Origin of the sequence: Nocardia sp. NPDC046763 (assembly GCF_040645495.1) — a bacterium.
Lineage (GTDB): Bacteria > Actinomycetota > Actinomycetes > Mycobacteriales > Mycobacteriaceae > Nocardia.
The window spans coordinates 127,874-146,647 of record NZ_JBEYYI010000011.1 but is presented as its reverse complement, the minus strand read 5'-3'; the positions used below and the strand labels follow the sequence as shown (position 1 = coordinate 146,647).

The 18,774-nt window shown below is 68.7% G+C and carries 16 protein-coding genes; 11 read left to right on the top strand and 5 right to left on the bottom strand.

Annotated features, from left to right (window positions below):
* The first annotated feature begins 186 nt into the window (after nucleotides 1-186).
* From ABZ909_RS19870 to ABZ909_RS19850, 5 genes are read left to right on the top strand one after another with little or no spacing between them, the layout of a single operon-like run.
* On the top strand, nucleotides 187-1,935 hold the full coding sequence (locus tag ABZ909_RS19870) for a thiamine pyrophosphate-binding protein (RefSeq protein WP_357001535.1): 1,749 nt from the start codon (nucleotides 187-189) through the stop codon (nucleotides 1,933-1,935).
* On the top strand, nucleotides 1,932-2,591 hold the full coding sequence (locus ABZ909_RS19865; protein WP_357001532.1) for an SRPBCC family protein: 660 nt from the start codon (nucleotides 1,932-1,934) through the stop codon (nucleotides 2,589-2,591). Before ABZ909_RS19870 ends, ABZ909_RS19865 begins: the two co-directional genes overlap by 4 nt.
* Nucleotides 2,592-2,593: 2 nt before the next feature.
* Nucleotides 2,594-3,604, top strand: a complete 1,011-nt coding sequence (locus ABZ909_RS19860; protein WP_357001530.1) for a 3-oxoacyl-[acyl-carrier-protein] synthase III C-terminal domain-containing protein — start codon at nucleotides 2,594-2,596, stop codon at nucleotides 3,602-3,604.
* Nucleotides 3,605-3,617: 13 nt separating this feature from the next.
* The gene (locus ABZ909_RS19855; RefSeq protein ID WP_357001527.1) at nucleotides 3,618-4,622 is read left to right on the top strand and encodes an aminotransferase class I/II-fold pyridoxal phosphate-dependent enzyme; all 1,005 of its coding nucleotides are present in this window, start codon (nucleotides 3,618-3,620) and stop codon (nucleotides 4,620-4,622) included.
* Complete coding sequence (locus ABZ909_RS19850; protein ID WP_357001524.1) at nucleotides 4,622-5,134, top strand: MarR family transcriptional regulator; 513 nt, start codon at nucleotides 4,622-4,624, stop codon at nucleotides 5,132-5,134. The genes ABZ909_RS19855 and ABZ909_RS19850 overlap by 1 nt, the downstream gene beginning before the upstream one ends.
* Nucleotides 5,135-5,247: 113 nt before the next feature.
* Here the strand turns inward: ABZ909_RS19850 and ABZ909_RS19845 are convergent, their stop codons facing one another.
* Nucleotides 5,248-6,153, bottom strand: coding sequence for a Mut7-C RNAse domain-containing protein (locus tag ABZ909_RS19845; RefSeq protein WP_357001521.1), 906 nt, complete (start codon nucleotides 6,151-6,153; stop codon nucleotides 5,248-5,250).
* Between the two features lie 197 nt (nucleotides 6,154-6,350).
* On the opposite strand from ABZ909_RS19845, the gene ABZ909_RS19840 reads away from it, so the two are divergent.
* The 3 genes from ABZ909_RS19840 to ABZ909_RS19830 all read left to right on the top strand — a co-directional run bounded on the left by ABZ909_RS19840 (nucleotide 6,351) and on the right by ABZ909_RS19830 (nucleotide 10,141).
* Nucleotides 6,351-7,361, top strand: coding sequence for a diiron oxygenase (locus tag ABZ909_RS19840; protein ID WP_357001518.1), 1,011 nt, complete (start codon nucleotides 6,351-6,353; stop codon nucleotides 7,359-7,361).
* Between the two features lie 133 nt (nucleotides 7,362-7,494).
* On the top strand, nucleotides 7,495-8,997 hold the full coding sequence (locus ABZ909_RS19835; protein WP_357001515.1) for an NAD(P)/FAD-dependent oxidoreductase: 1,503 nt from the start codon (nucleotides 7,495-7,497) through the stop codon (nucleotides 8,995-8,997).
* 91 nt (nucleotides 8,998-9,088) lie between these two features.
* Nucleotides 9,089-10,141, top strand: a complete 1,053-nt coding sequence (locus tag ABZ909_RS19830) for an aminotransferase class V-fold PLP-dependent enzyme (RefSeq protein WP_357001512.1) — start codon at nucleotides 9,089-9,091, stop codon at nucleotides 10,139-10,141.
* Nucleotides 10,142-10,149: 8 nt separating this feature from the next.
* Here ABZ909_RS19830 and ABZ909_RS19825 read toward each other — a convergent pair whose 3' ends face one another.
* Entirely contained in the window at nucleotides 10,150-10,848 is a 699-nt protein-coding gene (locus ABZ909_RS19825; RefSeq protein ID WP_357001510.1) for a hypothetical protein, read from the bottom strand.
* A 64-nt stretch (nucleotides 10,849-10,912) separates the two neighbouring features.
* On the bottom strand, nucleotides 10,913-12,472 hold the full coding sequence (locus tag ABZ909_RS19820; protein WP_357001507.1) for a carboxylesterase family protein: 1,560 nt from the start codon (nucleotides 12,470-12,472) through the stop codon (nucleotides 10,913-10,915).
* A 67-nt stretch (nucleotides 12,473-12,539) separates the two neighbouring features.
* Here ABZ909_RS19820 and ABZ909_RS19815 point away from each other — a divergent pair, with 67 nt between their 5' ends.
* Complete coding sequence (locus ABZ909_RS19815) at nucleotides 12,540-13,817, top strand: ROK family transcriptional regulator (protein WP_357001504.1); 1,278 nt, start codon at nucleotides 12,540-12,542, stop codon at nucleotides 13,815-13,817.
* Here ABZ909_RS19815 and ABZ909_RS19810 read toward each other — a convergent pair whose 3' ends face one another.
* Together ABZ909_RS19810 and ABZ909_RS19805 are read right to left on the bottom strand one after the other, a co-directional pair.
* Entirely contained in the window at nucleotides 13,818-14,459 is a 642-nt protein-coding gene (locus tag ABZ909_RS19810) for a hypothetical protein (RefSeq protein ID WP_357001501.1), read from the bottom strand.
* Between the two features lie 46 nt (nucleotides 14,460-14,505).
* On the bottom strand, nucleotides 14,506-14,892 hold the full coding sequence (locus ABZ909_RS19805) for a hypothetical protein (protein ID WP_357001499.1): 387 nt from the start codon (nucleotides 14,890-14,892) through the stop codon (nucleotides 14,506-14,508).
* A 343-nt stretch (nucleotides 14,893-15,235) separates the two neighbouring features.
* Between ABZ909_RS19805 and ABZ909_RS19800 the strand changes: the two genes are divergently transcribed.
* Together ABZ909_RS19800 and ABZ909_RS19795 are read left to right on the top strand one after the other, a co-directional pair.
* Nucleotides 15,236-16,255: a helix-turn-helix domain-containing protein gene (locus ABZ909_RS19800; RefSeq protein ID WP_357001496.1), complete on the top strand. Its 1,020-nt coding sequence runs from the start codon at nucleotides 15,236-15,238 to the stop codon at nucleotides 16,253-16,255.
* The gene (locus tag ABZ909_RS19795) at nucleotides 16,252-18,741 is read left to right on the top strand and encodes an aminotransferase class I/II-fold pyridoxal phosphate-dependent enzyme (protein WP_357001494.1); all 2,490 of its coding nucleotides are present in this window, start codon (nucleotides 16,252-16,254) and stop codon (nucleotides 18,739-18,741) included. The genes ABZ909_RS19800 and ABZ909_RS19795 overlap by 4 nt, the downstream gene beginning before the upstream one ends.
* Nucleotides 18,742-18,774 lie beyond the last annotated feature (33 nt).

Here is an 18,774-nt window from a genome sequence, read left to right as displayed (position 1 = left end):
TTCTCCCCCTGCGTCCGGACCGGGACCCCGCCGAGGCATCCCCGGCGGGGTCTTCGCGTGGCTAATTGTGCTTCCCAACAGCATCTTCCGAATTGAGTGTGACTTGTGCCATGTTGATCGAGTTCGCTCCGGATGGATACCTTGTGTGCGATATATCGCGGACAAGGCAATGCGAAACGGGGGATCGTGCCCGAGAGAAAGCCCGAATTCCGAACCGTGGCCGACGTCATTGCCGAGCGGATCGCGGCACACGCTGACCACATCTTCGGCGTCGGCGGCGCCAATATCGAGGACCTCTACGACGCCCTCCACCGGCACCCCGGCCTCACCGGCATCATCGCCAAACACGAATTCGGCGCGGCCACCATGGCGGACGGCTACGCCCGCGCAACCACTCGCCTCGGCGTGGTGGCGGCCACCTCCGGCGGCGGCGCCATGAATCTCCTCGCCGCCCTCGCCGAATCCTTCGACTCCCGGGTCCCGGTCCTGGCCCTGGTGGGCCAGCCCCCGACCACCCTCGAAGGCCGCGGCGCCTTCCAGGACACCAGCGGCCACCCCGGCCGCCTCGATGCCGAGCGCATCTTCACCGCAGTCTCCCGCCACTGCGCCAAAGTCACTCGGCCCCAGGACATCTCCGCCGAACTGGACCGTGCCATCGCCGCTGCCCGGTCCGGCGGCCCAGCAGTCCTACTGCTCCCCAAGGACATTCAGGCAACCCTGATATCGAGCGGCTCCACCCTGGAGGCCGGCCTGCGATACGAACCCGCCCACGCGGGCCGGGATGAGCCGATTGCGGGCTCGGAGGAAATGCCGGCGGACATCGCGGCGCTGCTTGCCGATATGCCTTCCGGTAGCCGGGTGGTTGTCATCGCCGGACCCGAGGTTGCCGCGGCCGATGCACGGGCCGAGCTTGCGGAGTTGGTGCGGGTGCTGGATGCGGCGGTGCTGGTCACACCGGATGCCAAGGATGCCTTCTCGAATCGGGATGACCGCTTCGCCGGGGTCGTCGGAGTCATGGGGCACCCCGATGCTGCCGGGCTCGTCGCGGCGGCGGAGCTGTGCCTGCTGGTGGGGGCACCGCTGTCGATGACCGCCCGGGCCGGATTGGATGCGGCGCTGGCCGCCTGTCCGCGCGTGGTGTATCTGGGAGCGGAACAGCCGTTCGTGCCGGTCCATGCCGGGGCGCGAGGGCCGTTGGGTGCATCGCTCGGCGAAATACGTGCTTTCCTGGCGGAATCGGCCGTCCTGCAGGGCACCTCGGCGATGGCTGGTGACACGGTATTCACCTCGGAATCGGTTGGTGTGCAATCGAATCCCCGCCCACTGCCCGAGCTGACCGTCCCGCCCGCGTCCGGGCCGGGTGTGCGATATCGCCCGGCCGTCGCGGCCATCGAGGCGGCGCTCGAGCCTGGGGCCGATGTGGTCGTGGATGCCGGGAACACAGGTGCCGCCGTCGTGCACTACCTGCGGGTCCCCGAGGACGGGCGGTTTCTCATCGCGCTCGGCATGGGCGGAATGGGGTATTCGTTCGGGGCGGGGATCGGGTGTGCGCTGGGGCGGGGGCGGCGGGCCGTGGTGATCGCCGGGGACGGCGCGTATTTCATGCACGGCCACGAGGTGCACACGGCCGTCGAGTACCAGGTGCCGGTGACCTTCGTGGTGTTCAACAACAACGCGCACGCCATGTGCGTGACGCGGGAGCAGGTCTTCTATTCCGGCGAGTACAGCTTCAACCGGTTCCGGGCGGCGGAGATCGGGGCGGGGGTCGCGGCCATGTTTCCCGAGCTGCCCGCCTGGACCGCGCGCACCCTGTCCGAATTCGAGAATGTACTGGACAAGGCACGGGCGGTACCGGGGCCCGCGTTCATCGAACTGCAGTGTGACCCAGACGAAATCCCACCGTTCGCCCCCTTCCTGAAGGAGCCCCTCGCATGACCGAGACCGTCACCGACGCGCCGATCGAAGTCCCGGAGCTGGATATCCCGGGCGTGTACCGCATCGAGACCATGGCCCTCAAGGAGGGCATGCCGCTGGTACTCGACATGACCCGCGCCGTGTACCCGCACGACGAGATCTACGGGGACTACTGCACCGTCACCGAATTCATCGCCGCCCCGCCGGACGAGGTGTACGGATATCTGGCCGACACGCGCAGCCTGTGCGAATGGACCTACAGCATGCGGGGTTTCGAGCGCACCGGCGATCCCGAGATCTGGGTGTCGGATGATCGGATCGGCTCGCACACCCGCATCTACACCCGCACCGTCGCCAACCCCGACGCCCGCACCGTGGACTACCACTGCGCCTGGGATCAGGCCGACCACCTGTGGATGATCTACCTGATGCGGGTCGTCGACGCGCAACTCGTGCTGAACAAGCCGGGATCCGTTGTCACCTGGACCAATTGCCATCACCCCTTCTACGAGGACAACGGCTATCCCGAGACCGAGCCGCAGGGCCGCCCGGTCTGGGTGGGCGACTTCTGGCACCTCTTCGCCGCCGGGCACCTGCTGGAACTGCGCAATCTCAAAGCGATCTGCGAACATCGGCACGCCGCCGGGCAGCCGATCAAGCCGGAATGGATGGCCTGATCATGAGCACCGTCAGCCTGCTCGACGTCGCCGGATACCTGCCCGAGAACATTGTCCCGGCAGACTATTTCGCGCAGTACGCGGATCCGGACGAGGTCACCTCGAACATCATGTTCAAGGCCCCCAAGTTCCGTCACCATGTCGCGCCCGGTGAGACGCCCGCCGATATGGCCGAGCGCGCCGTGGCCCCGATCCTGGCCCGACAGGGCCGGGATGCGTTGCGCGACATCGATGTTCTCATCGTGCACACCCAGCTCCCGGACATCGGCATCGTGGGCAGCGGCGGCGACGTGGCCGCGCGCCTGGGCATCGCGCCCGAGTGGCTGATCGACCTGCACAACGGCGGCTGCGCGTCCTTCGTGTACGGCATGAAGCTGGCCCGCCAGATCCTGCTCTCGTCCGACGCCCGCTCCGCGCTGGTGGTGACCATCCAGAATGTCGCGGGCCAGGTCTTCACCCAGGAGCAGGTGCGCGGCAAGGCGCAGGCCGCGATTCCGGGCGACGGTGCGGGCGCGGGACTGCTGGTGAAGTCCGATGCTTCGCCGATCCTGGATATCGAGACCCGGCACCTGCCGGAGTTCGCCGGGCAGATGACCGTCATCGCCGACCCGCCGCGCCGTTACTGGGAGGCCGGATCCGGCCAGATGCACGTGGGTTTCACCGAATCCAAGATCGCCAAGGTGCTGCAGCGCGGCAACCGGCTGGTGCCCGAGGTCGCGAATGCGGTGTGCGGTCGCATCGGGGTGTCCGCGCAGGAGCTGGATCTGCTGGTCACCAATCAGCCCAACCGCGCTTTCCTGCGCAACTGGCGCGATGCCCTGCAGTTGCCGCCCGAACGGCACCCGGACACCTTCGACGACTGCGGAAACCTGTTCGGGGCGGGCATTCCCGTCACCTTCGACCGGGCGGTGGACGAGGGCCGGGTGCCGGCCGGGTCGCTGGTGATGTTCGCGGGCTTCGCGCACGCGGGTGATTTCGCCGGGGCCGCCGCCGTCCGCTGGGGCGGGCGCTGAGGGGCCGGCCGCGATGAGTCCGCTGATCACGGCCGGACATCGGCTGCAGCTCAACGAGATTCCCTACGGACCGCCGCCCTCGGTCCAGCAGGCGCTGAGCGCCGCCCTGGCCTCGGCTAATCGCTATCCGGAATTCCTGCCGCAGCGGCTGCCGCGGCTGATCGCCGCCCGGCTCGGCTGCCACCCCGATCGCATCGTGGTGGGCGCGGGTGCGACCGGCGTGATCATGCACATCGTCCAGGAATTCGGTTCCGGCGCGGCCGAAGTCGTCATGGCGACGCCCACCTTCGACGGGTTCCCGATCCTGACCAGCATGGCGGGCGGGCGGCCCGTCACGGTGCCGCTCACCGGCTCGGGCCGCCAGGACCTGGCGGCACTGGCCGCCGCGGTGACCGAACGGACCCGGCTGCTGGTGGTCTGCAGCCCGCACAATCCGACCGGAACCCTGGTGCCGGCAGGGGAATTCGAGGCCTTTCTGCACGAGATCCCGGCGGCGGTCACCGTCGTCCTGGACGAGGCCTACGTGGATTTCGTCGCCGAGGCGGACCGCATCGATGTCTTCGCCCTGCTGGACCGGCACCCGAATCTGCTCGTACTGCGCACCTTTTCGAAGGCGTACGGCCTGGCGGCCCTGCGGGTCGGCTATGCGCTCGGTGCGCCGGAGCTCATCGAGCGCATCGCCCGCTGGCAACTGCCGTTCGGCATGACCGCGCTGGCCGAGGTGGCGGTGCGGGCCTGCTACGAGGCGGAAGACGAGATCGCGGCGCGGGTGGCGGTGCTGGGCGAGCATCGCGCTCATCTCACCGCCGGGCTGCGCGAGCTCGGCCTGTGCGTTCCCGACAGCTACGCCAACTTCTCCTACCTCACGCTGTCCGGCGCCGAGGCCGATCGGGTGGCAACGGCTTTGGCTGGCGCGGACATCCACGTCAAGGCCTATCCCACCGGTATCCGCATCACTGTCGGCGATCGCGCGGCCACCGACGCCGTGCTCGCCACGGTCCGCAGTACAGTGCAGTAATGCACGAACATCCGCCTTCCGCACCCGACGGGCAACGGGCCGGAGCGGACGAGGAGATCGACTACGCACTGCTGTCGCTCAATGCTCAGCTGTGCTTCGCGCTGTACTCCACGTCGCGATCCATGACCGCCGCCTACCGGCCGTTCCTGGACGACATGAACCTGACCTACCCGCAGTACCTGGTGCTGCTGGCGCTGTGGGAACGGCCCGGCATCACCATGAAGGACCTCGGTGAACAGGTGCATCTCGACTACGGCACGCTCTCGCCCCTGGTCCAGCGACTACAGTCGCGCGGCCTGGTCGAGAGCGTGCGCAGCGCCACCGACGGCCGGGCGGTGGTGCTGCACGCCACCGACGCCAGCCGCGAACTCCAGCACGGCGCACAGCAGATGATCCGCACCGTGGTGGACCTGGTCGGGGTCCCGATAGAGGACATCGAGGTGCTGCGCGATCAGGTCAAGGCCCTGGGCGCCCGCCTCGACGCGGCCGCGGCGGCCGCCCGCGCCCGCTGAAGCCGTGGTGCAGGTCAGATCCTCGGTATTGCCGAAGATGTGACGGCCACGTTCTGGACGAACCCCACGATCGCGGCCTGGCAGGGGCCGACCTGGGCATTGGTCGCGATCGGTCAGGCGAATTTGGCCATTGCGTCCGCCACGATGGCGTCCAGCCGGGCGTGGTGCGCGCCCTTCCAGTAGGTCTGGCCGCAGTCGACGCACTGGGCGAAGGAGTCGTAGGTCTGGCCCGTGCTGTCGGGCAGGTGGTCGCGGACGGTCTCGCGGTCGGCGGCGCGCAGCGTGCCGTTGCAGGAGGTGCAGCGGGTCCACGGGGCCAGGCGCGGGGCGAAGCGGGACAGCACGTCATCCAGCTGCTCCGCCGGATGGTGGCTGTAAACATAAGCGCCGGAAAAGATTTCGCGGCGGCGCAGCAGGCCGCGATCGCGGGAGAGCAGCACCCGGTGCTCGGCCGCGGAGCGGGCCGCCAGCGCGGCGTCGCCGATATCCGGATTCTCGTATGCCGCATCGATTCCCAGCAGGCGCAGCCGCCGGGCCAGGGTGCCCAGGTGGATGTCGAGTAGGAAGCGCAGTGGCTCGGGACTGGTCTGCGGGCGGGCCACCGCCGCCACCGTGACGCTCTCGCCGCCGCGTGGAGTGTGCCCGGCCGCAACTGGTTCCCCGTTCACCAGCAGGACGCCCACCTCGGTGAGCGGCACACCCAATGACTCCACCACATGTCCCAGCGTCGAGGTGCCGTCCACCCGGACCGGCGAGCCGTCGCGCTGACCGACGAACACGCGCAGCTCGGGCGCGAACTCGACGGTGATTTCCCCTGCGTTCACCAGCCCAGGATCCCAGAAACCGGGCACCGGCGAGCAACTCCATTTCGATCCCGGCCGGTAGATCTTGGCATCCGGCTTGCCCTCGCGGGCCTCGACCTCGAACTCGACCAGCCCGCGCTCGACCAGCTTGCCCAGTGTGCGATACACCTGCGGCAGGGTCGCCCGGTAGCCGACGAACCGGCCCGGCCCGTCCATCCATTTGCCCAGGTCGTAGCCCGACAGCGGGCCCAGTGCCAGCAGGCCGAGGATCAGGGTGTCGAGTATGGGCCCACCCTATGTGCTCGCGCACCTAAGGCGGCGGGCAGCGCGGGCGGATTCCTGTTGACGACCGGCCAATATAGGCGTAACTATGGGATACAGATACATAGGTCACTTCCCGAGAGGTTCTGACAATGACGTCAGCATCCGTGACGGCCGACGACCCTGCGGTCGCATTCGCCCGGCAATATGCCGAGAAGCTCATGCTGCTCTCGCAGGGCTCGGTCGACAAGAATTTCGATCCCTACACCGATATCGACTGGGATCACCCCGATTTCGCGGTGAAGACCGACGACAAGCGGTGGATCCTGCCGGTTTCCGGCGATATGTTCGCCCGGCATCCGTGGTATCAGGCGCAGTCCGAGGCGCGCAAGATCGCCATCGGGCTGTGGCGGCAGGCCAATATCGCCAAGGTGGGACTGCAGTTCGAGACGTTGCTCATCGGCGGCATGGTGCAGCACACCTTCAAACTGCCCAATGGCTCACCGGAGTTCCGGTACTGCACCCACGAGGTCATCGAGGAGTGCAACCACACCCTGATGTTCCAGGAGATGGTGAACCGCATCGGGATCGACGTGCCCGGCATGAACCCGATCCTCAAGCAGCTCACCTATCTGGTGCCGCCGCTGGCCTCGGTCTTCCCGAACCTGTTCTTCATGGCGGTGCTCTCCGGCGAGGAGCCGATCGACCACATCCAGAAGGCGATTCTGCGCGCCGGCGAGGACATACATCCGATCATGCGCGGTGTCATGGCGATTCACATCGCCGAGGAGGCCCGGCACATCTCCTTCGCCCATGAGTTCCTGGAACATCATGTGCCGCAGGCGAACCCGATGGACAGGTTCGTGCTGTCGCTGGCCTTCCCGATCGTCCTGTGGGTCGGCGGGCGGGCCATCCTCGTTCCGCCGCGCGCGTTCTTCCGGGAATTCGGGGTTCCGCGCTCGGTCCGCAAGGACGTCTTCTTCGGGCTGCCCGACTCGAAGGAGGCCTTCGCGGGCTTCTTCGGTGACGTGCGGTCGCTGGCCAAGAAGATCGGGCTGATGAATCCGGTGTCCAAGCAGGTGTGGAAGGCGCTGGGTATCGACGGCGCGACCACCCGCTACCGGTCGGAACCGGATCGCCCGGGGCGGGTCCGCGCGGCCTGATCGGGGCGATGGGCGCGGAACGGGGACTTTGGTCCCCACCCGCCGCCCGAAGGTAGACGTTACCGTAAATAACATGTAATACTCGGTGCGTCCGGACGCCGGTGTCCGGGCGCGACCAGAAGCGAGAACCTCAATGACGCGGCATGTCGACGTACTGATCATCGGGGCCGGTCTGTCCGGAATCGGCATGGCCTGTCATCTGACCCGCGAGCAGACCGGGCGCAGCTACCTGATCCTGGAGCGCCGGACCGCCATCGGCGGCACCTGGGACCTGTTCAAGTACCCCGGCATCCGCTCCGACTCGGACATGTACACCTTCGGCTACGGCTTCCGGCCCTGGCACGGCACCAAGGTGCTCGCCGACGGTCCGCACATCCGCCAGTACATCGAGGACACCGCCGCCGAATACGGCGTCACCGACCACATTCGCTTCGGTCGCAAGGTCACCAAGACCGCCTGGTCCGGCGACCAGGGTGTGTGGACCGTCGAGGTGCTCGACGAGCGCACCGGCAAGACCGAGACCTACACCGGCAACTTCCTCATCGGCTGCACCGGCTACTACGACTACGACAAGGGCTACCGGCCGCAGTTCCCCGGCGAGGAGAACTTCGGCGGGCAGATCGTGCACCCGCAGCACTGGCCCGAGGACCTCGACTACCGCGGCAAGCGCGTGGTCGTGATCGGCAGCGGCGCGACCGCCATCACCCTCATCCCGGCCATGAGCAACGACGCCGCGCACGTCACCATGCTGCAGCGCTCGCCCACCTACATCGCCGCGCTGCCCGCCGACGACCCGGTCGCGGTCGGCTTCAAGTTCGCGAGAGTGCCTGCCGCCATTGCCTACAGGGCGGGCCGGGCGCGCAATATCGCGCTGCAGCGGGCCAGCTACCAGCTCTCGCGCACCAACCCCAAGCTGTCGGCCAAGCTCATGCTGGCCGCGGTGCGCGCGCAGGTCGGGCCGGACATCGACATGAAGCACTTCACCCCGAGCTACAACCCGTGGGACCAGCGCCTGTGCGTGGTGCCCAACGGCGACCTGTTCCGGGTGCTGCGCAAGGGTGAGGCGTCCATCGTCACCGACACCATCGAGACCTTCACCGAGAAGGGCATCCGCCTGTCCTCGGGCGAGGAGCTCGAGGCCGACATCATCGTCAGCGCAACGGGTCTCACCGTACAGATGCTCGGCGGCGCGGATCTGGAGGTGGACGGCGAAGCGCTCGCCACCCGGGATCTGGTGGCCTACAAGGGCGCACTGCTCGGCACCGTCCCGAACATGATGGTGATCCTCGGCTACACCAACGCCTCCTGGACCCTCAAGGCCGATCTGGCCGCCGAGTACTTCTGCCGCCTGCTGAACCACATGCGCGACAACGGATTCACCGAGGTCGTCGCCATCCCCGAGGAGGGCGACCGCTCCGAGGCGTCCCTCATGGGCGGCGCGCTGACCTCGGGCTACATCCAGCGCGGTGACGGCGTCATGCCCCGCCAGGGCACCCGCGGCCCGTGGCAGGTCATCAACAATTACTTCCGCGACCGCGCCATGCTCCGCAAGGCCCCACTGGAGGACGGCGTCCTACGCTTCCGCCGCACCACCCGCCAATCCACCCCGACCCCCGCCGAATCCCGTTCCGCCTGACCCTTTTCCCAGGCCGCCGGATTCACGATCAAGCCAGTTTTCCGGCGGCTGGCCCTTTCGGCACCGCAGGCCGGGATCGCAGGATGGTGGAATGACCACTACTCCGCCTTCGTTCCCGGCCATGGTGCGCGAGGAGTTCGCGCCCACGACGACCTACCTGAATGCGGCCAGTTACGGCCTGCTCCCGAAATCGGTTGTGGCAGAGGTGATCGCGGCCGAGGAACAGCGCATGCACGGCGAGTTCGACATCCCCGGCGTGGACGCGCACGTCGACGCGTGCCGGGCCGCGTTCGGACGGCTCACCGGGTTCGAGGCGGCCCAGGTGGCGGCGGGTGCGCAGGTCTCGCAACTGGTCGGGCTGGTGGCGCAGAGCCTCCGGCCGGGCGCGAACGTGCTGGTGCCCGAGCACGAATTCAATTCGGTGCTCTGGCCTTTCCTGGTCCGAACCGACTTGAACGTGCGGGTCGTACCGCTGGCGGACCTGCCGGACGCGATCCGGCCGGGCGACGATGTGGTGGCCGCCGCCCTGGTGCAGTCCGCCGACGGCGCGGTGCTGGATGTCGCGGCGACCGTGGCCGCCGCCCGTGCCCATGGCACGCGGGTGCTCTTCGACGTGAGCCAGGCCGCCGGCTGGCTGCCGGTGCGCGATACCGGGGCCGATTGGATCGTGAGTGTCGGTTACAAGTGGCTGCTCGGTCCGAAGGGCACCGCGTTCCTTGCGGGAACGCCTGCGGCACTGGATGATCTGAGCCCGGTCGCCGCCGGCTGGTACGCCGGGTACAACCCCTGGGAGACCGTCTACGACGGCCCGTTGCGGCTGGCGGAGGACGCGCGCCGGTTCGATGTCGGGCCGGTGTGGCCCGCGTGGATCGGGCAGCGGCGGAGCCTGGAGCTGATCGAACGGGTCGGGATCGACGCCATTCACCGGCACGATGTGGCGCTGGCGAATCGGCTGCGCAAGGGACTCGGCCTGCCCGAGGGCAATTCGGCGATCGTGTCGATCGAGGTGCCGGAGCAGACCCTGGAGCGGGTGCGCGAGGCGCGCATCATCGGCGCCCTGCGGGCCGGGCGTCTGCGGCTGGCCTGCCACCTCTACAACACCGAGGCGGACATCGACCGGGCGCTCGACATGCTCGCCGGGTAGGCCGGAGGTCAGATCGGCTGGAAGCCGCTGCCGACGCCCTTGCCGGCGTCGACGGCGGCGCGGATGGTGTCGAAGGCTACGGCTATGACGGGGGTGTGGACCGGGTTGTCGGCGTTGGTGCAGCTGAAGTGGATGACGCGGGTGTCGCTGATCAAGGGCGCCGAGACCATGCCGACTAGTTGGTCGCCGCTGGTGACGGGAGCGCCGGAGTCGCCGTAGCTGGAGCAGGCCTGTTCGAGGAAGCCCACGGGGCTGGAGGCCAAGACGACGCCGCAGGCGTGGCCGCTGGTGCGGCCGTTCTGGCAGACGATGCTCAGGGCCGGTGGTGTGGGGGCGACGGCGGTGATGGTGCTGCCGTTGAGTGTGCGCAGCGGGGTGACCGCGGACGGATCGAATTCGATGACGGCATAGTCGAGTTGCTGGTCGGCGTCGCGGACCACGCCGACCACTCCGGCATCGGGGAACTGCTCGCCGCGCACCGGGGTCCCCGCCTCGGCGCAGTGGCCGGCGGTGAAGCCGATCAGTCGGCCGGCGGTGTCGTAGCCGATGGTGGTCAGGCTGCATCTGGTGGCGCGGCCCAGGACCAGACCGGAGCCGCCGCCGAGCGCGACCTGCGTGTCACCGGGATCGGCGTGGGCGGCGGGTGCGGCGGGCAGTCCCAGGGTCACGGCCACCGCGACCGGTGCGATCCAGCGGTTCACCTGCATGCCTACCACCCATCCGACTCGACGCGTACGGCTTCCGGCTCCGGCTACACGGTAGCCTCCGGTGTCAGCGCAGCCAGATCGGACGCTGTGCGGCGAATGGATCGGACTGGACGTGCGGTGCATCGGACCAGATCATGGTCTCGCGCCGGTCGAGAGTGTAGCGGGGCCAGCCGCCACCCGGGTCCGCGTCATTGACGAAGGACACCCACGCCCGGTGCACGGCATCGGCCAGCGACTGCGGCGGATTGTCGCCCGCCACCGCGGTCACGCCCGGCGCTCCCAGCAGGTCGAAGGCGAACGGCACGTCGAGGCAGTGGAACGACATGCCCCGGTACTTGGGCGCATTCGAGGCCCAGGTGAATTCGTAGAGCCAGGTCGGCTGGTTGCGCCCCGCCCGCATCTCCGCCACCCGGTAGGACGGCATGCGGATGACCGCGTCGCTCTGCGCCTGTCCCGCAAGCTGATTCGCGTTCATCCCCGGGTAGGCGAGACCGAACGCGGCGGTGGTGGCGGCGCCGAAACCGAGCGCGCCCAGGGCCGCCGGCAGCGTGGCGTCGGTGACCGGCGGCTGTTCGCCGCTGAGCGAGGCGCCGTTGAACTCCTGCGCGGTGAAGCCGATCATGAGCGGAATATCCTGGTCCGCACCGGATTTCAGGACCTCGGCGCTGGTCGCGGGGATCAGTGTGCCGTCCGCCCAAGGGGCGAGGCCGAGCAGGGTGGCGGCGGTACTGTCCGGACCGGGAGCGCGCAGCGCGTCCTCCATGTCCTGCAACCGCATCTTGCTGACGTCGCGCAGCGCGGCGGCGGTGGCGGGCACACCGGTGCGCTTGGTGAACAGCTCGGACATGGCCAGCGCGGTGGCGCGATCATTGGGTTGCGTGGCCGCGCCGGACTCCGAAATGCCCGCGCGGAAAAGTCCTTTCGCGGACGGGGTGTTCATCAGCGCCCACACCGCGCCGCCGCCGGCCGACTGGCCCGCGATGGTCACCCGGGCCGGGTCGCCGCCGAACGCGCCGATATTGTCGCGGACCCAGGTGAGCGCGGCGATCCAGTCCAGGACCCCGCGATTGTCGGGGGCGTCGTCCAGATGCAGGAAGCCCTCGATGCCGAGCCGATAGCCGGCCGACACCAGCACCACGCCGTCGCGATTGAAGGCCGCGCCGTCGTACCACGGGCTGGCGGGGCTGCCCGCCACGAAGCCGCCGCCGTGAATCCACACCAGTACCGGCAGTTTCGCGGTCCGGTCCGGGTTCGGGGTGAAGACGTTCACTGTGAGGATGCCGTCGCCCGGGATGGAGGGCTCGGGGATGGCGGTCACCTCCGACAGCTGTTTGATCTGCGCGGTGGGTCCGTACTTCGTGCAGTCGCGGGTCTCCACCCAGGGGACCGGGCTCTTGGGCGCGGCGAAGCGCAGATCACCGATCGGCGGCTGGGCGAAGGGGATGCCGAGGAAGGCGACGCCGGTTTCGCGGCGCTCGCCGCGGACGGGCCCCGAGGCGGTGGTGACGGTGTCGGCCGCGCTCGTCCGGTCCGATCCGGATTGCCCGCTCGAGCAGGCCGCGGTCAGGGCCATTACCCCTGCCCCGAGCAGGAGGGTCCGTCGTCCGATGTGTTCCGCGGCCATGCCAACCTCTGATCCACCATTTACGTCAACACTTGAAATAATTAACCGAAACCCTAGTCTCGACCCCGTGGATCCCGCACCCCCGCCCACCGATGCCGCCGCCATCCGCCGCCGCAATCTGGGCCTGGTCCTGCGTCACCTCGCCGACCACGGTCCCTGCCCCCGCACCGAGGTGGCCGCCGCCACCGGACTCGCCCACGGTTCCGTCACCGCCCTCGTCGCCGATCTCGCCGACCGTGGCCTGCTCCGCGAGGACGACGTCCTGCGCTCCGGCACCCGCGGCCGCCCCGGCCGGCCCCTCCGCCTCGAACCGCGCCGCGCCGCTGTTGCCGCGATCCAGATCACCTCCGAACAGCTCCGTGTCGCCGTCTCCGATCTCGCGGGCGGTGGCGTCCACCGCGAAGTCGTGCCGCACGACCTGGCCCCCGGCACGCCGGAGGCCATGGCGGACGCCGTCGCCGGCGTCATCGCCCGCATCGAGTCGTCCTTACCCGGATACGCCGTCGCTGAAACGGATTCGGGCCCGCACCCCGCGCCGGTACTCGCCCGGATCGTGATCGCCATGGCCGGGCCGGTGCGCGACGACGCGGCGCAAACCGTCGTGGTCGCACCGGATTTCGGCTGGCTGGAACCGGTGCGCCTGCGCGCCCTGGTGGCGGCCCGGCTGCCCGCGCCGACCGTCGCGATCGACGTGGTCAATGACGCGAACGCCGCCGCCCTGGCCGAATTCCATGCCCTGCAGCATGATTCGCGCGGCCTGGTCCTGATCGAGGCCGGCACCGGGATCGGCGGCGGCGTCGTCCTCGATGGCCGCATCCACACCGGCAGCCACGGCATCGCCGGCGAACCCGGGCACATTCCGGTCGCTATGGACGGCCCCGCCTGCGTCTGCGGCGCCCGCGGCTGTCTGGTCTGCTTCGCGGGCCCGGAGGCGGTGTTCGAGGCCGCCGGACTCGGGGAACTGTTGCGTCGCAAGGGTTCGCAGCCCGCCCAGGCGGAGCTGCTGGCCCTGCTGAGACGGGGCGACGCGCGCGCGGCGGCCGCCCTCGACACGGCCGCCGTGGCCCTCAGTGCCGCGATCCTGTCCATCACCGCACTACTCGATGCCGACGAAGTGGTCCTCGGCGGCCTGCTGAGCGAGTGGTTCCGCTGGTTGATCCCGGTCATCGAGTCCCGCCTCGCCGGCCGCCGGGCCCTCGCGCCCGCCCTGGCCCTGCGGGTCACCCCGGCGGCCCTCGGCGAGAACGGCATCCTCACCGGCGCCCTCGGCTTCGCCCGCCGCGCAGTCCTTTCCGACCCCGCCGCGGTGCCGCCGCTACCGGCGGCGGCCCGGGCGGGCGCCTGATCAGGCGGGGGCGGTCCCGAGCATCAGCCCGGCCAGCACCACGCTGGTCGCGGCGGCGATCGAGGCGGTCGCCCAGCGGCTGAAATGCCGGTTGCCGGTGCGGATATTGGTGACGGTGAGCGCCCGGAACTCGCCGAACCGGTTCTCGTGGCCGTCGGCGAACGCGGGATCGCCCAGGTGCAGGTCGGTGCCGAACAGCGGCAGGAAATGCAGAACCCAGTGGGCCCCCGCATCATCGGTGATACCGACCCGCATCCCGAGGTACCGGCGTACCGGCGCGCAGCGCCCGGCCAGCCGGGCCAGCGGCCCGATCCGAGGCCGGGCCGCCAGGTGAACGAGCAGGGCGGTGACGGCCACCCCTCCCGCCGTCACCGCCATCGCCGCCCGCGAAAGCGGGAGCATTCCCTCGCCGACCAGCGCGACCGCCGTGCCCACGAACCACAGTGGCTGCAGCGCAGGCATTTCCATCGGTCGCGGCGACGAGGTGATCGTGCCGATCACACTGGACCTCCGATACCCGGCCGACGGCAGCGGCACCGCCGCGATCCGCCCGAGCGGCCGCGCGCAGCCCCGGCAGGCGCCGGCATCATGCGCATTGGTCCAGCCGCAGCGCGAACATCGGATGGTGGAATCGGTGGTCATGGAGATCTCCTCCCCGGGATCTCGAAAGGTGGCGCCGGTCAGCGGATTAGCTGATCAGCTGTGGACCGGGGCCGCCGAGTGCGGCGGCGCCGGTTGTGGATTCGGTGCGCAGGTCTCGCTGTGCGGACCGAACCCACAGCAGCACAACGACTTCGCGCAGGGTGAGGTCGAGCTCGGCGGCCAGCAGCTCGGCCACCGCGAGCGCCTGCTCGGGATCGTCCGGATTCGGATCGCTCAGGATCTCGTCGAGCACCAGGCCGTGGCAGGCGGCTTCCTGGGTGAGCAATCGATCCGGAAGCCAGGTGAGCACCCAGCTGTTCGTGGAAAGGGTTGTGCGAATGGCCATCTCGGGCGTCTTGTCGCTGCGGACGGTCCAGGGTGTGAATTCGAGGGCCATGAGGTCGGGCGCCTCCTCGAAGAGTGGTTGTAGCACCAACGATACTGGAGTGCTTCGATGGCACATAGCCGGAAGAATTGCTCATGGCTGATACATGGAAAGCGAAGAGTGCGTAGAAAGATGCGAATAGGCGTACATGTATCTCAGATATCGTAGATATCAAGCGGTTTGGGTGCTGTGGTGCTGATCGCTGCTGCATTCGAATCGCAGATCTGGGGCCCAGCTGATATTCGCCATGGTTGTTTCGCCCGTTTCAGCCTGACCGGCAAAAGCATCGGAAGATTCGTGCCAGGTCTGTGATGGCGAAGATGACACATCGTGCTTAGGATGGGCTTCGCATGACACGTCTGAGCAATCCGGATCATGATGGGAGACGAGCATGTCTGGCTCGGCCTCGGACGGCGAGCAGATCGGCGCGGCAGTCAAGCGACTCCGCCGGCAACGCAATCTCACCCAGGAGGCGCTGGCCGATCGGGTCGGCTGCTCGCGCAGTCTGATTCAACAGATCGAGAACGGCAGACGCGTTCCACCCCGCCCCCAGCGCGAAAAGCTGAGTGCGGCCCTGGGCGAACGCCTGCCCGGCCTGGACGACGAGACCGAGGCCGAGCGTGTCATCAGCGACCTGCGCATCCGCTTCGAGATCCTCTCGACCGAGAAGCCCGACCTGGCCACCCGGGTCCTCGCGCTCGCCCAGAGTCTGTCCAACCTCGACGACATGGGCGAGCAACTCGTGCCGCTCCGGGAGATCGCCGAGCGCCAGCTGGTCCGGGCCGAGGAGGTACTGGTTCAGATTCCCTCGGGCAGTGTCGTTGTGCCGGAATGGAATACGGTCCTGGACTGGCTCACCGTGCTGGATCGCGCGCAGCAGCGGATCTGCGCGATCCACACCGCCGAACTGGGCGCGATCGGCGGCGACGTCGGCGTCGAATATCACCGGGCAATCCTCGCCAAGGCCAGATCCGGTGTGTCGGTGCAGCGTGTCTATGTGCTGGACGACGTTGTGAACGTGACGCCCTACGAGGACAAGCTCTGGCAACAGGTCAAGGCGAAGGTGGAAACCACACTGGTGAAAAGGGAGTTCGCTCCCAACGCACAGGGCATGCTCATCGTCGACGACAGTTACGTACTGGCCGGCGACTACGACTTCCGCCGCCGCGAGCGTGACTCCAGCCGGTTCTCGTCACTGTGGCACGACGTCCAGACCGCCCACCGCAAGTTCAAGCACCTCCGTGATCTCAGGGCGGACGGAATGGCGCTCGTCGTCAACGATCTCGTGGAGAGTACGGGACTGATTCGGTTCGAGCACCTGGACCAGGAGGACTGCCGCGACCGTTTCCGTGCGGCCCTGCGTCAGGCCTGGAACGACGGGCAGCCCGGCTCTGAAGGCGCGCCCAGATGAGCCGAGGGTTCGCGGTGTCGCCGCCGCTGGACCCCGTCGACGTGGCGGACCGTTCCGACCAGCGCAAGCATCTCGCGCGGAACTACCTCGACAGCGAGAGCCGGTTCGCCGGGACGAACGGCCGGATCTATCGCGGGATCATCGACGCGTATCACGGTGAAACCGGGCTCCCCATGGACCGGAACGCCACGGCGGCCCTGAATTCCGCATGGGCCGAGGTGATGGCCGGTCATGGCGCGGCGGGCGGCGGAAATCTCACCGACGGCCGGGACGGGTCGCCCTACGCCAAGAAGCAGCCGGCGGTCCTGCGCCGGTTGGCCGCCGAGCGGCTGTTCGCACGGATATCGCAACCGATCGACGGAATGCCGGGAGTCGATATCGATCCCGGCGAGGTGATCGTCAGCCCCTACTCGAGCACCGTCCTGCTGGAGGAGGCGATCGCCACGCTGGCTCGGCCCGGTGGCGTCCTGGTCTGCCCGGAGGGCTACTACAAGAGCGTGGCCGGGCACATCGCCAAGTTCGGCATGCGGATGGCGACCAGCGATGTGACCGCCGACCGCGACTTCCGGATCGACCCGGTCTCGCTGGCGCGAACCCTGAAACATCATGCGGCTCATGGAGACCTGTGCGGGGTCCTGCTGACCCTGCCCGGCAACCCCGTGGTAGCCGACTACACCGTCGAGCAGTTGGTCGAGATCGGCCGGGTACTCGTCGCCGCCGATGTGCCGGTGATCTGCGATATGTCGTTCGACTTGCTCGTGGCGGGGCACGTACCGATCGCGTCGATCGTCGTCCCGACGGCCGACGGTCCGGTCCGGTTGTATGACCGGGTACTCAGCATCACCGGTAATTCCAAGGCGTTCAACGCCTTCGGCCCGTGCAAGCTGGGTGCGGCCTGTTCGGGAGACCAGCAGTGGCTGGCCCGGGTGCGCGAGCGACTGCGCGTCGCGTTCCAGCGTGAGACAACACATCTGGCCCGTGCCACGATCGAGGGCACCTCGGACGGTTACCTGATCCGGAATCGTGTGCTGCTGCGGGAACGGATGGATTCCGCGCGGCGGCTGGTGGCCGGGATCAATGCCGGATTCGGCACCGAATTGCTGCGGCCCTTGGGCAGCCGGGACGGCATGTTCCTCACGATCGAATTCGATGCCGGGGTGATGTCGGCGGCGGCGGTGCGCTCCAGCGCGGACCTGGAGGACCTGCTGCTGATGGCGGCCGGCATCGACTGCGTGGCGCTGGACCGCACCGGATCGCATCGAATGGGCGTGCGGCTCAACGTGACAACGCCCCGGCGCGCCACCGGCGAGGTGGGTCCGGACCTGGTCGTCGAGTTGTTCGACCGCATCGAGCGGCTGCTCCAGCGGATCGACGCCGGCATGACGTATTCCGGCGCCCTGCTGGAACGACGGATTCCCGCCCGGTCTCCGCGTGTCTCCACCGTCGGCGTGCTGCGCGAAACCGCCGCCCACGAATTGCGTGTCGCCTCCACACCGGATGATGTGACGGCGCTGGTCCGCAGCGGGCTGAAGGTGGTGGTGGAGCAGGATGCCGGTCGGTGGGCCCGGTTCGACGACGCCGACTATCGGGCCGCCGGCGCCTCGGTGGTGCCCGGACCCGAATGCGTCTTCGCAGTCGCCGACCTGGTCGCCTGGGTGAAACCGCCTGCCTACGACCTGGATACGATGCCGACTAGGACCGGGCAACTACTCCTCGGATTCCAGGATCCGGTGAAACGCCGCCGGTCCATTCACCGGCTGAGCCAATACGGGGTGGAGTCGGTGGGCTTCGAGCACATGCCACCGGATCTCGAAGCGGCTCATCTCGATCCGCTGACCGCCATGAGCCGGATCGCCGGTGAGGTGGCCTACCGCGAGGGGCGTGAGCGCCTGCGCGAGCAGGATCCGGATGGTGTGGTGCGCGCGCTGATCATCGGCTGTGGACAGGCCGGGCTCGCGGCCATCGACGCCGCGGTTCACTGTGGAGATGCGTCGCCGGCCGTTATCGGTCGCCGAGCCGAGCAGCACGCCGCCGCGTCGGCCCGTGGTGCGAATCGCTTTCTCCTCGATCCCGATCCGGGCCGGGTCGCGGACTACATCCGTTCCGTGCGTCCGAATCTGGTGGTGTGTGCGGCCGGCCGGCGCGGGACGCCCGCGCCGGTGCTCCTGGACCGGTCGGGGCTGGCGGCGTTGCCGACCGGTGCGGTGGTGGTCGACCTGACGGCGAAGTCGGGTGGCAACTGCGTGGTGACCCGCGTGGACAGCACGGTGACGGTGGCCGACAACGTCACGGTGATACATCGCTCGAACTTCCCGTCCGTGCGTCCGGATGTCGCGAGTCGTGCGTACGGTGCGGCCGCGGCCACCGCGATCCTGGGGTACAGCGCGGCCCCCGGGGCAGGTGGAAGGGATGTCGTTCCAAGCGCTTTCGAGGGCGGCGCGGAACAGGGTGCGGCAATCGCCGGTATCGAGATGAGCGAACTGTGACAGCGGCGGGGTCGCGAGCGGTGCATCGATGCG

Bases quoted from the DNA above. Each gene is read 5' to 3' on its own strand.
- ABZ909_RS19865 (WP_357001532.1), top strand. From the start codon at position 1,932: ATGACCGAGACCGTCACCGACGCGCCGATCGAAGTCCCGGAGCTGGAT.
- ABZ909_RS19860 (WP_357001530.1), top strand. From the start codon at position 2,594: ATGAGCACCGTCAGCCTGCTCGACGTCGCCGGATACCTGCCCGAGAAC.
- ABZ909_RS19855 (WP_357001527.1), top strand. From the start codon at position 3,618: ATGAGTCCGCTGATCACGGCCGGACATCGGCTGCAGCTCAACGAGATT.
- ABZ909_RS19850 (WP_357001524.1), top strand. From the start codon at position 4,622: ATGCACGAACATCCGCCTTCCGCACCCGACGGGCAACGGGCCGGAGCG.
- ABZ909_RS19845 (WP_357001521.1), bottom strand. From the start codon at position 6,153: ATGGACGGGCCGGGCCGGTTCGTCGGCTACCGGGCGACCCTGCCGCAG.
- ABZ909_RS19840 (WP_357001518.1), top strand. From the start codon at position 6,351: ATGACGTCAGCATCCGTGACGGCCGACGACCCTGCGGTCGCATTCGCC.
- ABZ909_RS19835 (WP_357001515.1), top strand. From the start codon at position 7,495: ATGACGCGGCATGTCGACGTACTGATCATCGGGGCCGGTCTGTCCGGA.
- ABZ909_RS19830 (WP_357001512.1), top strand. From the start codon at position 9,089: ATGACCACTACTCCGCCTTCGTTCCCGGCCATGGTGCGCGAGGAGTTC.
- ABZ909_RS19825 (WP_357001510.1), bottom strand. From the start codon at position 10,848: ATGCAGGTGAACCGCTGGATCGCACCGGTCGCGGTGGCCGTGACCCTG.
- ABZ909_RS19820 (WP_357001507.1), bottom strand. From the start codon at position 12,472: ATGGCCGCGGAACACATCGGACGACGGACCCTCCTGCTCGGGGCAGGG.
- ABZ909_RS19810 (WP_357001501.1), bottom strand. From the start codon at position 14,459: ATGACCACCGATTCCACCATCCGATGTTCGCGCTGCGGCTGGACCAAT.
- ABZ909_RS19800 (WP_357001496.1), top strand. From the start codon at position 15,236: ATGTCTGGCTCGGCCTCGGACGGCGAGCAGATCGGCGCGGCAGTCAAG.
- ABZ909_RS19795 (WP_357001494.1), top strand. From the start codon at position 16,252: ATGAGCCGAGGGTTCGCGGTGTCGCCGCCGCTGGACCCCGTCGACGTG.